We start from the raw sequence: 14,943 nt of genomic DNA on the forward strand, positions 1-14,943 counted from the left end.
CGTTATGGTTTTTATTGCATCCAGCCTAACCCTATCGGAAAGCTAACGAGTAGCTATCTTTTCCCATCGTCCGGATATCAGTTGGATCGCTGTTTCCATTGTGCATCAGCACACCCCGCAAAGCCCTTGAAAAAAGGGGTATAGGCTTGGTCGCTATCGGGATGCTTCCGACTAGCTATCTGGTAGCTACTAGGTCGCTATCATTGAGCTAGCCGCTAGCCTTGCAACTGGTGAAAGGCCGTGGTTCAGGGCCGTCCGTTCTTGTCATACCAAGTCTGGCAAAACTTGAAGAACAGCGCATCGGTCGAAGAGGGAGTGGACTTGCCGGTCTTGGCCCACCAGACGACGAATTTTCCTGCCAGAACCTGCACATCCCAGCCCGGTGCCAGCTCGCGCGCGGCGGCATAGGCGCTGGATGACAGCCGTGCGCGGATCTCGGCCGCGTCGCCCGCCACGCGGTCGCGGTCCAGCGGCATGGTGTTGCGGTTGATGAAGGTCACCAGATCCGCATCTTCGTCGAAGACGATGTGGTAGTCTGGCAGGTAGTCGCCTTCGATGATCGGTTTCATCTGGCGGCGGAACTCGCGCAGGGTGCCCTTGGACCCCGACTTGATGTGCAGCGTCATCATCCGGAAGGCCCAGCTTTCGTCCTGGCCCACTGCCTTGCGCGCGATCTCGTAGACCCGCCGTTCGATCGGGCGGGACAGGCGGAAATAATCCTTGTGCAGCGTCAGCACGTTCATTTCCTCGACCGACGAGATCACCATGTCGCTCAGCTTCAGTTCCAGCGACTGGATCTTGCCAGTCTTGTCGTCGGTCTTCATCTTGGCACCGTCGATGATGCCCATCCATTCATCGGTGCGGGTACCCTCGAACAGGATGTTGGTGCGAAAGCGGGTACCGTCGATCCGGTCCAGGCTGTCGCACAGGGCATCGTAGTCGCGCCCACCGACGCCGCGCTGGGTGAAGACCAGAAAAGCGTAGGGATCAATCTGGACCCGCTTGGACACCACGCGGCCGTCCTTCATCCCTGCGATCAGTTGGCTGATGGCATAGATGATCAGGTCCTTGTCGTAGATCGTCGGCATCCCCTTGATCGACGGGCGGAACTCGATCCACTGGCCCTTGTATTCATAGCGGCGCGGTTCGCGGTCGGGCTTTTTCGACAGCGAATAGAATGGGTGTTCCATTGAGGCCATGTCGTCCTTGAGGATCACGTCCGTGATGTCGCATACGAACAGATCGCCCTGCGGATATTTCTGCGGCTTCAGGTGCGTGCTCATGTCCGGTCTCCGTGGCAGCGGTGGCGGCGTGGGCAAGTGTTCGGGAAACACACACACCCCGCGTGTGTCACTGTTCGGGAAACACACACGCTTTGCAAGGAAAACCTGACATCGGGGCAGGGCAGGGGCTCTGAAAGACCCAGCTGATTCGCGTTGTGAGCCCTTCAATTCGAATCAGGGAACGAATCGGTACAGAATCGGGATTCACACACGCAGAATCGGGATTCACACACGCCCCATTCGGGATTCACACACGCAGGGTGCTGACAAACGGCCCATAAACAACTGGCAGCACAAGATATTTTTACGTATCGGATTCCCTAAACACCAGATTCAAACACCATATAAACACCCTCCAATTCGCCTGCCGTGCGTTTAACCGGCGAATTAAGGCAAAATTGCCGAACCTGCGCCCCGAAAAAAGGCTCCGAATCGGGCCAAGGACGGAAAGAATGGAAATGCCCCGCTACCTGCCCTAGACAGGCGCAAAAGCTAAGAGAGCCGTGATGCACCTTGAAAAGACCGACCTCGACGGTGTCTTGATCCTGACCCCCCGGCAGTTCGCCGACAGCCGCGGTGCGTTCCAGGAAACTTGGAACGCCCGGACACTGGCCAATCTCGGGATTCACACCGCGTTTTTGCAGGACAACCAGTCTTGGAGCCGCGATGTCGGCACCGTCCGTGGGCTGCACTTCCAAGCCCCGCCGCAAGCCCAGTCGAAACTGGTACGTGTGCTGGTCGGGGAAATCTGGGATGTCGCCGTCGACATCCGTCGGGATTCACCCACGTTCGGGCGCTGGACAGGGGCTACGCTGTCCGCCGAGAACTGCCGCCAGCTGCTAATCCCTGCAGGCTTTCTGCACGGTTTCGTCACCCGGACACCAGATACGCTCGTCGCCTACAAATGCTCGGACACCTATGCCCCCGCCTGCGAGGGGGCCGTGCGGTTCGACGACCCCGACCTCGGGATCGACTGGGGCCTGCCGGCGGATCGTGCCGTACTGTCGGACAAGGACGCCGTCGCGCCGGCCTTTGCCGATCTCGACACGCCCTTCCTGATCGGGATTCCGTCGGTCGCGGAACGGACAGGATGAGTTTCTCCTCGAAGGATATTTCCGCTACGGATCCGGACTGGAGTCGCGAGAAACTTCGCAAGGCATGGGATCCGTCGAGACAGCTTCTGCGGTGCCTGAGGCGCTACGTTGGGATCGGCGAAAATGGAAAGCAACTTGGAAAGCCAGGACCTTTTCTGCGCCGATGGCTTGTCATCAGGCACCGGTTCTGGTCGGCGATCTGTGGATGCGAGATACATCTTGGCACACAGATCGGCGGCGGTCTTATCCTTCCACATCCGGTCGGAATCGTTATTCATCCCAGGGCCACGATCGGGCCGAACTGCATCATCTTCCAGAACGTCACGCTGGGAACGAACAACAGCGCGAATCCGCCGCAACTTGGCGGACATGTGGATGTGGGCCCAGGTGCTGTCATCATTGGCGATCTCGTCATCGGAGATCATGCAGTGATCGGCGCAAATGCCGTCGTGCTCCATGACGTTTCGGCAAGGTCCGTGGTAGGCGGCGTTCCGGCACGTGTCCTCAAACAGCCTGCCAAGGGGCCAACAGCATGAAGATTCTCGTGACCGGTGGGGCGGGCTTCATCGGCTCCGCCGTCGTGCTGCAGGCGCTGCGCGACGGCCACCGGGTCGTCAACCTCGACAGCCTGACCTATGCCGCAGCACCCGCCAGCCTCAATGCGGTGGCAGATCATCCCGACTATGCCTTCGTGCGTGCCGACATCCGCGACCGCACGGCCCTGGATGCGGTGCTGGCCGATCACGCACCCGACGCCGTGATGCATCTGGCCGCCGAGAGCCATGTCGACCGGTCCATCGACGGTCCCGCTGCCTTTGTCGAGACCAACGTTCTGGGCACCTTCCACCTGCTGGAGGCCGCGCGGAGCTACTGGATAGGGCAGGGGCGTCCCGAGACCTTCCGCTTTCACCACATCTCGACCGACGAGGTCTTCGGCTCGCTCGGCGAGACGGGGATGTTCGACGAGGACACCCGCTACGACCCGCGCTCGCCCTATTCGGCCAGCAAGGCGGGATCGGACCACCTCGTGCGCGCATGGGGCGAGACCTATGGCCTGCCGATCCTGCTGACGAACTGTTCCAACAACTACGGGCCGCGGCAATTCCCCGAGAAGCTGATCCCCGTGACGATCCTGAACGCGCTGGCGGGCAAGCCGTTGCCGATCTACGGCGCGGGGCTGAACGTGCGCGACTGGCTTTACGTCGAGGATCACGCCGATGCGCTGCTCACCGTGCTGACCCGGGCGGCCCCTGGATCGACCTATGCCATCGGCGGCGAGAACGAGACGCGCAACATCGACATCGTGCAGGCCATCTGCGCGATCCTAGACGACCGTCGGCCGGACCATGCGCCCCACGCCGCGTTGATCACCCATGTCACCGACCGCCCGGGTCATGACGCGCGCTACGCCATCGATCCGTCGCGAATCCGCGCGGATCTGGGTTGGCGGCCGCCGGTCACGCTGGACGAAGGCCTCGCGCGCACCGTGGACTGGTACCTGGACAACGCGGACTGGTGGCAGCCCCTGCAGGGGCGCGACGGAGTAGGGAAACGGCTGGGCATCGACACCGTCCGGGACAAGGCCGCGTCGTGAAGGTTCTGGTTTTCGGCGAAACCGGGCAGGTCGCCCGTGCGCTGGCACTGGCCGGTCCCGCGCGGGGCATGACCGTGCAGACTCTGGACCGGGCGCAGGCCGACCTCTCGGACCCCACCGCCTGTGCCGCCGCTGTCATGACAACGGACGCGGATGCGGTGATCAACGCCGCCGCATGGACGGCCGTAGACGCTGCGGAGGCGCAGGAAGACGCGGCCCATGTAATCAATGCCGACAGCCCCCGGGCGATGGCGCGGGCCTGTACGGCGCGGGGGCTGCCCTTTGTGCATATTTCCACCGACTACGTATTCGATGGCACGCCCGGCTCCGCCTGGACCCCGGACGCCCCCACCGGCCCGCTGGGGGCCTATGGTCGCACCAAGCTGGCGGGGGAACGGGCGGTACTGGACAGCGGCGGGCTGGCCGTGGTGCTGCGCACCGCCTGGGTGTTCGACGGCACGGGAAAGAACTTCGTCACCACCATGCTGCGCCTGTCGCAGACACATGACACGCTGCGCGTGGTGGCCGACCAGATCGGCGGACCGACGCCCGCAGACGCCATCGCTGACGCCTGCCTGACCATCGCACAGGCACTGGTGGATGGCACGGGGCAGGGCGGTGTGCATCACTTCAGTGGTGCCCCGGACGTCAGCTGGGCCGACTTCGCCCGGGCGATCTTTGTCACCGCGGGCCGCAACGTGACAGTGACCGACATCACGAGTGCGGACTACCCCACGCCCGCCGCGCGCCCCAGTAATTCCCGGCTTGACTGCACAAGTCTGAAGGCAGCCTTCGACATCGACCGCCCCGGCTGGCAGGACGCCCTGACCCTAATCATCAAGGAGGCGCAGGCATGACGCAGCGCAAGGGCCTGATCCTCGCCGGTGGCACCGGTTCGCGACTCTGGCCGATCACGCATGGCATCAGCAAGCAACTCATGCCGATCTACGACAAGCCGATGATCTACTATCCCCTGTCGGTGCTGATGCTGGCGGGCATCCGGGACGTCGGGATCATCACCACCCCGGGCGACCAGGCACAGTTCCAGCATCTGCTGGGCGACGGCGCGCAATGGGGACTGTCCATCACCTGGCTGGTGCAGCCCAGCCCCGACGGCTTGGCCCAGGCCTATCTGGTGGGCGAGGATTTCCTCGACGGCGCGCCCTCGGCCATGGTTCTGGGCGACAACATCTTCTTCGGCCACGGCCTGCCCGAGATGCTGGCGAATGCCGATGCGAAGGCCAGCGGCGGCACCGTCTTCGGCTACCGCGTGGCCGATCCCGAACGCTACGGTGTCGTCGGCATGGACGCCGATGGCACTGTCACCCGGATCGTCGAGAAGCCCAAGGACCCGCCGTCGCACTACGCGGTCACCGGCCTCTACTTCCTCGACAGCACCGCTCCCGCACGGGCGCGCACCATCACGCCTTCGGGCCGGGGTGAGCTGGAGATCACCTCGCTGCTGGAAACCTACCTGGTTGACGGCACTCTGACGGTCGAACGCATGGGCCGCGGCTACGCCTGGCTCGACACCGGCACCCACGGCAGCCTGCTGGACGCCGGCAACTTCGTGCGCACCCTGCAGTCGCGCCAAGGCATGCAGACCGGCTGCCCCGAGGAGATCGCCTATCAGCAGGGCTGGATCGACGCAGGTGCCCTGAGCGCCTTGGCGGACCGCTATGCGAAGACGGATTACGGTGCGTACCTGCGGGGGCTGCTAACAGCATCCTTATGACTCTCGTTTACCTCATGAACACCTATCCTCTGATCAGCACCACCTTCGTGCGGCGGGAAATCCATGCCCATGAGACGGCGGGGGTACCCGTGGCGCGCTTCGCGATCCGGCCTTGGGGCCAGCCTCTGGTCGATCCACTGGACCGGGCCGAGCTCGCGCGCACCATCTACCTGCTGGGACCCGGTCTTCTGCGGCTGGCGCTGGGGGGGCTGCGCGAGGCGGTGCTGAACCCGGCGGGCCTGGCCCGCGCACTGGCGACCACCCTGCACTTGGCGACCCGCCGGGGTGGGACCGGAGCCCGGAATTTCGTCTACTTGCTGGAGGCGGTCCGCTTCAAACGCATGGCCCGCGCTGCCGGCGTGACCCATGTGCATGCGCATTTCTCGACCAACGCCGCCGCTGTCGCGCTGCTGTCGCGGCGCATGGGTGGGCCCGCCTACAGCTTTACCGCGCATGGTCCGGACGAGTTCGATGACACGGAAGCCAACGGGTTGCGGGTAAAGGTGCGGCACGCGGCCTTTGTCGCGGCGATCACCAACTACGCCCGCGGCGTGATATCCACCGCTACGGGCGGACGACATGACGACAAGATCCACGTCGTGCGCTGCGGCATCGATCTGGAGGCCTTTGATCCGCTGCCGCCCGCGGACAACGCCCGCATCGTCTGTGTCGGGCGGCTGTGTCCGGCCAAGGCGCAGGGCCTGCTGGTTGAGGCGATCGCGCCGCTGGTCGGGGATCATCCCGACCTGCAGCTGGTCTTTGTCGGCGACGGGGAAGACCGTGCCGGGATCGAGGCCCGGGTGCGGACCCTTGGACTGGGGTCGCATGTTACCCTAGCAGGCTGGGGCACGGGTGATGACGTGCGCACCGCCATCGCCGCGGCCCGCGTGCTGGCCCTGCCGAGCGATGCCGAAGGGCTGCCGATCGTGCTGATGGAAGCCCTTGCAATGGGCCGCCCGGTCATCACCACGCGGATCACCGGAATCCCGGAACTGGTCGACGACGGCTGCGGCTGGGTGGTGACGCCCGGATCGGTCCCCGAACTGACCGCTGCCATCGCCGCTGCCCTAGCCACGCCGCCCGCCACCCTGCAGGACATGGCCGCCGAAGGCCGCCGCCGCGTCGCGCGGAACCACGATCAAGCGGTGAACGCGGCGCGGCTCAGGCTGCTCTTTGGCCATGGTTATGCAGAGTAGATGCCTATTTTCTACAGTTAGGCGGATGCTTTATACACTGAATACACTGAGTCCTACAGAAGCCGAGTTTGATGTCTTGACGGCCGGGTCTAGAACGATTCAGCTAGACACGCGCAGGATGTCGCAGGGCTGTGTGGATGCCGGACGGCAATGACAGGACGGCATGCTCTTTTCGCAACTGGAATTTTGGTACTTCTTCGCGGCAGTCTTCGCGCTTTACCTCGTGCTACCGTTTCGCGCGCAGAACGCGATGCTGCTGGTGGCCAGCTACATCTTCTACGGTTCTTGGGACTGGCGGTTCTTGGGACTGATCGCCATCTCGACGATCATCGACTACCTTTTGGCTTTGCGCATCGACCGCGAGATCGACCCCGCCCTGCGCCGACGCTACCTGATCGTGTCGATGTTCATGAACCTGGGCCTGCTCGGCGTATTCAAGTACCTCAATTTCTTCATTGGCAGTTTCGCGGCGCTGTCGGAGTCCATGGGTATTCCCGCATCGCTGCCGGTGCTGGGGATTGTGCTGCCGGTCGGCATCTCGTTCTATACTTTCCAGACCATGAGCTACACGATCGACGTCTACCGGCGCGAACTGAAGCCGGCAGCGAACTTCTGGGATTTTGCGCTCTTCGTGGCGTTCTTTCCGCAGCTGGTTGCGGGGCCCATCGAACGGGCGCGCAACCTGCTGCCCGAGATCATGCAGCCCCGCACCGTCACTTGGGACAACCTGTCCCGCGGGGCGGTACTGTGCCTGATCGGGCTGATCAAGAAGATCGTCATCGCCGACGCCATCGCGCCGATGGTCGATGCGGTCTACGGTCTGGACGATCCATCGGGCGGGGCGGTGCTGGTGGCGACCTGGCTCTTTGCGATCCAGATCTACTGCGACTTCTCCGGCTATACGGACATCGCCCGCGGGGTCGCCAAGATGCTGGGCTTCGGGCTGATGCGCAACTTCGCCCAGCCCTATTTCGCCACCAACCCGCAAGAGTTCTGGCGACGCTGGCACATCTCGCTGTCGACCTGGCTGCGCGACTACCTCTACATCTGGCTGGGGGGCAATCGGCACGGGACGACTCGCACCAAGGTCAACCTGATGACGACCATGGTGCTGGGCGGGCTGTGGCACGGTGCGGCGTGGAACTTCGTGCTCTGGGGCATCTATCAGGGCGGGCTTCTGGTGACGCACAGGCAGTTTTTTGGCCGCGCGAAGGCGGATGTGACGCGCGGGATCAGGGGGGCCGTAAAGCGCGTGATCCTGATCGCGTTGTTCTTTCAGGTCGTCAGCTACGGCTGGCTGCTGTTCCGGGCCAATTCCTTCGCGCAGATCGTGGATTTCACGGCGCGGCTGACGACGATCCGGCTGTCGGACTTCGCCGACCTACCGATGCCTGACCTGCCGTTTCCGGCCCTTGTCGGCCTCCTACTGTTGCTGACATGGGACAGCATGACCGAGATTACCGGGCGGGTGCGGTTCTATGCCGACTGGCCCGCGCCGGCGCGCGGGCTGCTCTGGGCCGTGCTGATCTATGCGCTAGCCTTCGGGGCGACGACAGCCTCGGGTGCCTTCATCTACTTCCAGTTCTAGGGCTGTCATGATCCGCACCATGAAGACGATCCTCTGGACCTTGGCCGCGCTGGTCGCCATCGATCTGTGCGCGGCCCTTGTGCTGGCCGGCCCAGCCCCGCAGGGGCTGCGAAACTTCTTCGAATACGGCCGATCCGTGCCGGGCAAGATTGCACAGTGGGAGGCCGACCCCGATGTGCCGGGTAATCTGCTAGGCGTGGCTTGGCTGCCGGAGATGATGGCGGAGTCCGCCCGGACCGCCGTCGATCGCCAGAAGAACGACGGCCCTGTGCTGCATGCCTACAGCATGTCCTTCGTGGACCGGATCGTTAGGGGCGCGCAGGATGCCCGCCCGGGTCTACGGGTGGAAATTCGTTCGGGGCCCGGTGCATCGCCCAATTTCACCTATGCCGCCTTCCTGCAGGATCGCTCGAACCGGCGGCCGGGTGATGTCGCGGTGCTGGGGATCCTGTCGTCGTCGGTCAGCGCGATGGGGTCGCTGACCAATGCGACATGGGTCTTCGAACAGCCGGCCCCCTTTACCTATCCGATCTTCCGCCCCGACGCTTCAGACGGGTTGACCGCCGAGATGCCGGTCCTGCAAAGCCTGGCAGAGCAGCTGACCCTGGACGACAACCCGGATCTGGCTCGGCGCTGGCATACCCAACTGGCGGCGCAGGACCTGATCTATACGCCGGCGGCCTTCGATCTGCCTTGGCTCGACGCGTCGCCCTTTGTGCGGCTGGTGCGGCGGGCGCTAGCGCAGGGCGGGGTGGACCAGCGCAAGGCCAGAATCGTCGCCCATCCCGAGGACGGCCCGATGCCTTATGCCGAGGTGCTGCGCCGGATGATCATGACGTTCGACCGGATCGCCCGGGACGACGGGCAGATCCCGATCGTAGTGCTGGTACAAAGCAACCGGCCGGGCGATCCGGACTTGAAAGCGCTGCTGGGCGATTTCTTGGATAGCCATGGCTACCATTATTTCGCGACCGCCGATCATCAGAACCCCCGTGACCCCCGCGCGTTCGAGCCGGATGGGCATTACAGACCTGCAGTGGACAGCCGGTTTGGTATATTGTTCCTTGATGTTCTCGACCGTGCCAGTGGCGGTATAGCTGCCCAGTAGGCTCCCATGGATACGACATGACTAGGTCGTACCCTGATCGCCGCAGGGAGATCAGGCTGTCCGAGACCTGCGGCGCAGACCTGTCAGGGCGAGCAGGCCGGAGAGCAGCAGCCAGGCTGTCATGGGGAGGGGCACGACGGGGGGTATGCCACCGTCACCGCCGGGATTTGTGCCACCACCACCACCGGGATTTGGGCTACCGCCGCCGCCGGGATTTGGGCCACCGTCACCACCGGGATTTGGGCTACCGCCGCCGCCGGGGGATGTGCCGTCGCCCGTGTCAGGGGGGGGGCCACCGCCGATCGGGATCGTGGGGATGAACGGAATGCCACCGCCTCCGCTTCCGGCAGAGGGCGCAATGCCGCTCCGGCCTGGGCCCGCAGGCAGATACGCCAGAACTGGCGGGGCCAAGATCGGGGCCCAGAAGTCCGCCACTGCATTACCGCTTGGCGCGGCATCGCCACGCGGGACCACCGCCTCGGCGCGGCAGAACTCGGCGTAGCGGCTGTAATAGGTGTCCCATTCCCAGTCTGCGACCTCGCGGCCCAAGATGTCGCGGCCCAGCTCGGTCCGGGTCAGCGCCTCGTCGCAAGGGTGGGGCAGGCAGAATGCGGGGGCACGGACCCCCTTGCTGGACGGAAACGGATCGTCATATCCCCCGCCATCGATGCAGCCAGTGCCCAACGGATCCATGGTGGCCAGATTTGGGGCGGCCGTCGTCACCGCAAAGGCGGGTGACGCTGTCAGAAATGCAAGACAGGCAACGCGGTACATGATATTCAAGCAACCCCAAACTATGGACACATACATAGCAGGTTTTCTCGACCTGCCATAACTTTCGAACTTTCGACGGCCGGTTTCCATAATCCGCAATCTAATAACGTATGGAACGCCGGATTGTTTCATCCGTCGGCATAATGCGGTTAGATGCCAAGGTGCCGCGCTCCGATGCCTGCGGGCGACGTGGCGATTCGCAGACAGACAGGGCAGGTGCTAACCTTGGCGCTCAGTTAGTTAAAAGCCCTAAACTTATAGAACTTATAGAACTTATAGAACTTATAGAACAAGGAGGCACTACGCGCTTTTTTGGGAAAATGTGAGGGTGATTTGGCGCTTCTTGGGGCACTAGCCTCCGGTTCTCAGCCTGGACGCGAGTTACAACGCATGCTTGCTGGAGATGGAAGCAGGGAAAGTTAGGGCTTCCATATCCGCCGTATCGTTCCTGCCAGCGTCTTGGGGTCGTTGTAGGCACCTCTGCTGCCTGTGGGACGGGCCTGTGAGGCCTCTTCGGCCTTTGGCGTCTCCGTTGCAGTGCCTCTGCCGTCTTTACAGCGTCCTGTGGGGCTTCTACGGCCTCTGGGTGGCTCTGCGGCATGCAGGGCATCCCTGTGAAGCTGACGAACATCTTGGAAGGCATTGGAAAAGGTTTTGTCCAAGGTGGTATATGACCGCCTTAGGCCGGAGAAAAACGCCTTGTCTTCAGCATGGTTGAAAATTGCCCCTTCTGTCCTGTTCGATAGGCTAACTGCTTGCATTTTTTGCAAGCAGTTACTAACTGGACGCATGAACAATAAGCACCGCAAGACACTCGCGACCGTGTTCACCGATCCTGTATCCGGGACGGTTGAATGGTCAGCGGTGGAAAACCTGCTCGTGGCCGCAGGGGCGCGGGTGATCGAGGGGAATGGATCGCGGGTGCGCTTCGAAAAGGACGGCGAGGTCGAAACCTTTCACCGTCCGCACCCTGCCAAAGAGGCCAAGCGGTATCAGGTCCGCGCCGCCCGCGCATTTCTGGAACGGATAGGAGTTACGCCATGACGAACACCATGACCTACAAAGGCTATGCCGCCCGTATCGCCTATGACGACGAAGACGGCATCCTGACGGGGCAGATCGCAGGTATCCGCGACGGCGTGGGCTTTCATGCGGACAGCGTGGATGCGCTGAAAGAGGCGTTTCACGAGGCTGTCGATGATTACGTCGCCACTTGCGCCAAGGCGGGGAAAGAACCGCAAAAACCCTATTCGGGCCGCGTGATGTTTCGCGTCGATCCCGAGGTTCACCGCAAGGCGGCACTGGCAGCGGAGCTGGCCGGGAAAAGTCTGAACCAATGGGCCGAGGATGTGCTGAACCGTGCCACCCAGGGTGGCCAGTCGGCCTGATCGATCGGCGGCTTCACCCCCAATCCGGTCTTTGATGCGCCCTTGCGCATGAGCTGAAATGACAACCCGCCGACGACTGTTGAGGGCCGTTGCAGTTGCAGGATATGCGTACTGTATACAAAAATTGCATTTTGGCCTCCGTGTTGTGCTGAGAACTTCCCCAAAAAGCGCGAGCCGCAGAGGCTCTCGACGAGCAACCTGACGGTGGGGGGTCCGCGCCATCGTCGATGCCAACCATACCCGCAAGGATTTCATCGCCGATGAGATCCTGCGCCGCGGTCCGCGCACGGTGGGCATCTACCGCCTGGTGATGAGGGCCGGGTCAGACAACTACCGGCAGTCGTCGGTGCAGGGGATCACGCCCCCGATTTCTATCGCTCCGAAGTTGTCAACGATCTGGCCGACTTCAAGGCCCGCTGCGACCTGATCGTCCCCAACTGCCGCATCGCTGAGCTGCACGATGTCGTCGAAAAGGTGTTCACCCGCGATCTGTTCGGCGGGGACTGAACCGGGAGGAGTTCACTACCTGCCCGCTTTTTCGCCGCATCATCCGGCAGAGAGGCGCATGCCCCGGGCCAAGTGTCACTCCGATGGGGCTGCCCTTTTGAGTGTGGCAGTAAGTACAGCCCGCGATCCTCTTTCGTTTATTTCCCTGATGAGTGCCGCAAGTTTGTCTTCCGGCTGCTGCTGCGGCCGATCGAACATGCCGAGACACCTTGTTAGCAGTGCCACAGCGCGCATCTTGTCGTAGGTCTTGATATGGAATCCATGTGCATGTTGCTTGACGCCAGCGAAGAGCATGTCTGCGCCTGGGCTGAGCGTCCGGGTATCGGCCTGCCACATCAGAGGCTCGCCGTAGCCGTCACATTCAGGGCAATCAGGGTCGGGGTCCGATTTCCATGAATATCCGAACCCACCCTTCGCATCGGGCGGCAGCTCCCCTCTTTTCTTTTGTGAAGACAGACACTCATGGCGCGCGACCGCAGCTTCAAACTCCCGAGGCGTGCGCCACTGGTATGCATGGTCACAGCCATGACAATGACGGCAGGCGACTCGGTGCAACGACATCAGTTCGTTGACATCCGTTGAAACTATGGCCGACAGAAAATGGATGACGTCATCGATCTCCAGCTTGAAAGTGGTCTGCCTTTCCTGCGTGAGCTCGGACAATCTGGCGACGACCTTAACATTTCTTAACAATCGCGATGCGCTTGGTTGGGGATTCACGGTCTCGTAGCCGGCTTCAATGTAGGACGCCTTTGCACTGCGACCGTTGAGATATGACTGACAGAACGTCTCATGACGTGGATTATCCAAGGGTGGCATATGATTGCCTTTCGATGACTATCGGCACCCTCTGATCAGCTCAGCGGGCCAGACCTATCCACGATGTGGATAATTTACGGCCGTTTTGTACCATATCATGTTTGTACAAGACGATATCGCATGTGGTTTCCGGACGTCCTGGCGGTCGCATGCGTCAAACAGGTCGACCATGGTGTCGGGTTGAGTTGCCGGAGGCCGTCTATCCCGAAGGCCGCAGCCGCTCTCGAATGACTGCTATCCCTTACACCGGCGGCAGGATGCTCAAACCGCCCAAGGCACCCAGCAGCAGCAAGCCGCCTGCGGCAGGGGGATGGTCGGGGATGCCACGTCGCAGTCGAATGATCCAAGGGTCGCGTTGGATCGTGCCTTATCGTTCACGGCGCTCAGGTCATGCGCGATGTAAAACACCGTACCGGCTACTGGCCATCCCATTGATCAACTCCAAGCAATACTCGGGGTCGAGTACCATGACGCGCTTGCCAACGGTCTTCAGACAGTGCCTCATCGCCTGATGACTGCTTCGGACATGAACCGACGCAAACAGGAACGGATATCAGGTCATGAAAATCGTGGTCGTCGGACTTGGGTACGTCGGGATGTCGAATGCGGTTCTGCTGGCGCAGCACAACGAGGTCGTGGCGGTCGACCTTGATCCGGGTCGCATCGATCTCGTGAACGCGCGTTGCAGTCCGATCGAGGACGCGGAGCTTGAAGATTATCTCGCGAACCGGACCTTGACTCTGACTGCGACCGCCGATCTGCAAGCTGCGGTTTTGGACGCCGATTACGTCATTGTCGCCACGCCCACCAACTACGATCCGAAAGAGAACTTCTTTGACACCCGTTCCGTCGACGTGGTGACACGTGCGGTTCTTGCTGCCTCGCCGAAGGCACTGGTTATTATAAAATCAACCATCCCTGTCGGTCATGTCGACAAGCTGCGCCGACAGATCGGGTCGGATCACATCATTTTCTGCCCGGAATTCCTGCGCGAGGGGCGGGCCCTCTACGACAACCTTCATCCAAGTCGGATCATTGTGGGGGCAAGGTCCGAGGCGGCCCGGGTGTTCGCCGATCTGTTGTTGCAGGGGGCGCTCAAAAAGGACGTGCCGCTTCTGTTCACCGATGCGGCCGAAGCAGAGGCGATCAAGCTGTTCTCGAATACATATCTGGCGATGCGCGTTGCGTACTTCAACGAACTGGACAGCTACGCGATGGCGGGGGGCATGAACGCGCGTCAGATCATCGAAGGTGTCAGCCTCGATCCCCGCATTGGCGATCACTACAACAATCCCTCGTTCGGCTATGGCGGGTATTGCCTGCCGAAGGATACAAAGCAGCTGCTCGCGAATTATTCACAGGTCCCCCAGAACATCATCCAGGCGATCGTCGATGCCAATCGCACGCGCAAGGACTTCCTCGCGGACACTATCGTCTCGCGACAACCGGGCATTGTTGGCATTTACCGCCTCGTCATGAAGTCAGGGTCCGACAATGTGCGGCAATCGTCGGTGCAGGGAATCATGAAGCGGATCAAGGCCAAGGGGATCACTGTGATCATCTACGAACCCGTCCTTCAGGAGAGTACCTTTTTCGGGTCCGAGGTGGTCAGCGACCTGGCTGATTTCAAGGCGCGCGCCGATATCATCGTGGCCAACCGGCTGCACGGCGATATCGCGGACGTGGCGGACAAAGTCTTTACGCGGGACCTGTTCGAGAACGACTGACGTCGATGGCGGTCTTTCCCTGCGGTTCAGGTAAACTCGGTCCAGTCACTGCCATCTTTAGGTCTTCTTGCTTTCCAGCAAGATAGGGCATTTGTCGCAACCCAGCTTAGATTGTGCCCCGCTTACAAGG

General features: G+C 61.9%; 14 protein-coding genes and 1 pseudogene. 12 read left to right on the forward strand and 3 right to left on the reverse strand.

What is annotated here, in order from left to right; genetic code table 11:
• Window positions 1–245: 245 nt before the first annotated feature.
• Window positions 246–1,283, reverse strand: a complete 1,038-nt coding sequence (locus ACOI1H_RS14335) for a replication initiator protein A (protein ID WP_422438446.1) — start codon at window positions 1,281–1,283, stop codon at window positions 246–248.
• Window positions 1,284–1,789: 506 nt separating this feature from the next.
• Between ACOI1H_RS14335 and rfbC the strand changes: the two genes are divergently transcribed.
• The 8 genes from rfbC (at window position 1,790) to ACOI1H_RS14375 (ending at window position 9,598) form a co-directional block, all read left to right on the forward strand.
• A complete protein-coding gene (rfbC, locus tag ACOI1H_RS14340; protein WP_422438448.1) occupies window positions 1,790–2,377 on the forward strand; it encodes a dTDP-4-dehydrorhamnose 3,5-epimerase in 588 nt (195 codons plus the stop codon).
• A complete protein-coding gene (locus ACOI1H_RS14345; protein WP_422438449.1) occupies window positions 2,374–2,913 on the forward strand; it encodes a serine O-acetyltransferase in 540 nt (179 codons plus the stop codon). The genes rfbC and ACOI1H_RS14345 overlap by 4 nt, the downstream gene beginning before the upstream one ends.
• A complete protein-coding gene (gene rfbB / locus ACOI1H_RS14350) occupies window positions 2,910–3,971 on the forward strand; it encodes a dTDP-glucose 4,6-dehydratase (protein ID WP_422438450.1) in 1,062 nt (353 codons plus the stop codon). Before ACOI1H_RS14345 ends, rfbB begins: the two co-directional genes overlap by 4 nt.
• Window positions 3,968–4,828: a dTDP-4-dehydrorhamnose reductase gene (rfbD, locus tag ACOI1H_RS14355; RefSeq protein ID WP_422438451.1), complete on the forward strand. Its 861-nt coding sequence runs from the start codon at window positions 3,968–3,970 to the stop codon at window positions 4,826–4,828. Before rfbB ends, rfbD begins: the two co-directional genes overlap by 4 nt.
• Window positions 4,825–5,706, forward strand: coding sequence for a glucose-1-phosphate thymidylyltransferase RfbA (gene rfbA / locus ACOI1H_RS14360; protein ID WP_422438452.1), 882 nt, complete (start codon window positions 4,825–4,827; stop codon window positions 5,704–5,706). Before rfbD ends, rfbA begins: the two co-directional genes overlap by 4 nt.
• Entirely contained in the window at window positions 5,703–6,902 is a 1,200-nt protein-coding gene (locus ACOI1H_RS14365; RefSeq protein WP_422438453.1) for a glycosyltransferase family 4 protein, read from the forward strand. The genes rfbA and ACOI1H_RS14365 overlap by 4 nt, the downstream gene beginning before the upstream one ends.
• A gap of 163 nt (window positions 6,903–7,065) precedes the next feature.
• Window positions 7,066–8,490: an MBOAT family O-acyltransferase gene (locus tag ACOI1H_RS14370; RefSeq protein ID WP_422438454.1), complete on the forward strand. Its 1,425-nt coding sequence runs from the start codon at window positions 7,066–7,068 to the stop codon at window positions 8,488–8,490.
• Window positions 8,491–8,497: 7 nt separating this feature from the next.
• Window positions 8,498–9,598: a hypothetical protein gene (locus tag ACOI1H_RS14375; RefSeq protein ID WP_422438455.1), complete on the forward strand. Its 1,101-nt coding sequence runs from the start codon at window positions 8,498–8,500 to the stop codon at window positions 9,596–9,598.
• Between the two features lie 51 nt (window positions 9,599–9,649).
• Here the strand turns inward: ACOI1H_RS14375 and ACOI1H_RS14380 are convergent, their stop codons facing one another.
• Window positions 9,650–10,291: a hypothetical protein gene (locus ACOI1H_RS14380; RefSeq protein ID WP_422438456.1), complete on the reverse strand. Its 642-nt coding sequence runs from the start codon at window positions 10,289–10,291 to the stop codon at window positions 9,650–9,652.
• 870 nt (window positions 10,292–11,161) lie between these two features.
• Between ACOI1H_RS14380 and ACOI1H_RS14385 the strand changes: the two genes are divergently transcribed.
• The 3 genes and pseudogenes from ACOI1H_RS14385 to ACOI1H_RS14395 form a co-directional block, all read left to right on the forward strand.
• On the forward strand, window positions 11,162–11,416 hold the full coding sequence (locus ACOI1H_RS14385; protein WP_422438457.1) for a type II toxin-antitoxin system HicA family toxin: 255 nt from the start codon (window positions 11,162–11,164) through the stop codon (window positions 11,414–11,416).
• Window positions 11,413–11,760, forward strand: a complete 348-nt coding sequence (locus ACOI1H_RS14390) for a type II toxin-antitoxin system HicB family antitoxin (RefSeq protein ID WP_422438458.1) — start codon at window positions 11,413–11,415, stop codon at window positions 11,758–11,760. Before ACOI1H_RS14385 ends, ACOI1H_RS14390 begins: the two co-directional genes overlap by 4 nt.
• A 211-nt stretch (window positions 11,761–11,971) precedes the next feature.
• Window positions 11,972–12,267: pseudogene (locus tag ACOI1H_RS14395) on the forward strand (UDP-glucose 6-dehydrogenase); the annotation flags it as partial.
• Between the two features lie 75 nt (window positions 12,268–12,342).
• On the opposite strand, the gene ACOI1H_RS14400 reads toward ACOI1H_RS14395, so the two are convergent.
• Window positions 12,343–13,086 (reverse strand): terminase small subunit, encoded by a 744-nt coding sequence (locus ACOI1H_RS14400; RefSeq protein WP_422438460.1) that lies wholly within the window; start codon window positions 13,084–13,086, stop codon window positions 12,343–12,345.
• A gap of 560 nt (window positions 13,087–13,646) precedes the next feature.
• Here ACOI1H_RS14400 and ACOI1H_RS14405 point away from each other — a divergent pair.
• A complete protein-coding gene (locus ACOI1H_RS14405) occupies window positions 13,647–14,813 on the forward strand; it encodes a nucleotide sugar dehydrogenase (protein ID WP_422438461.1) in 1,167 nt (388 codons plus the stop codon).
• The last annotated feature ends 130 nt before the right edge of the window (window positions 14,814–14,943 follow it).

It is taken from the genome of Loktanella sp. DJP18, assembly GCF_049310965.1.
GTDB lineage: Bacteria > Pseudomonadota > Alphaproteobacteria > Rhodobacterales > Rhodobacteraceae > Loktanella.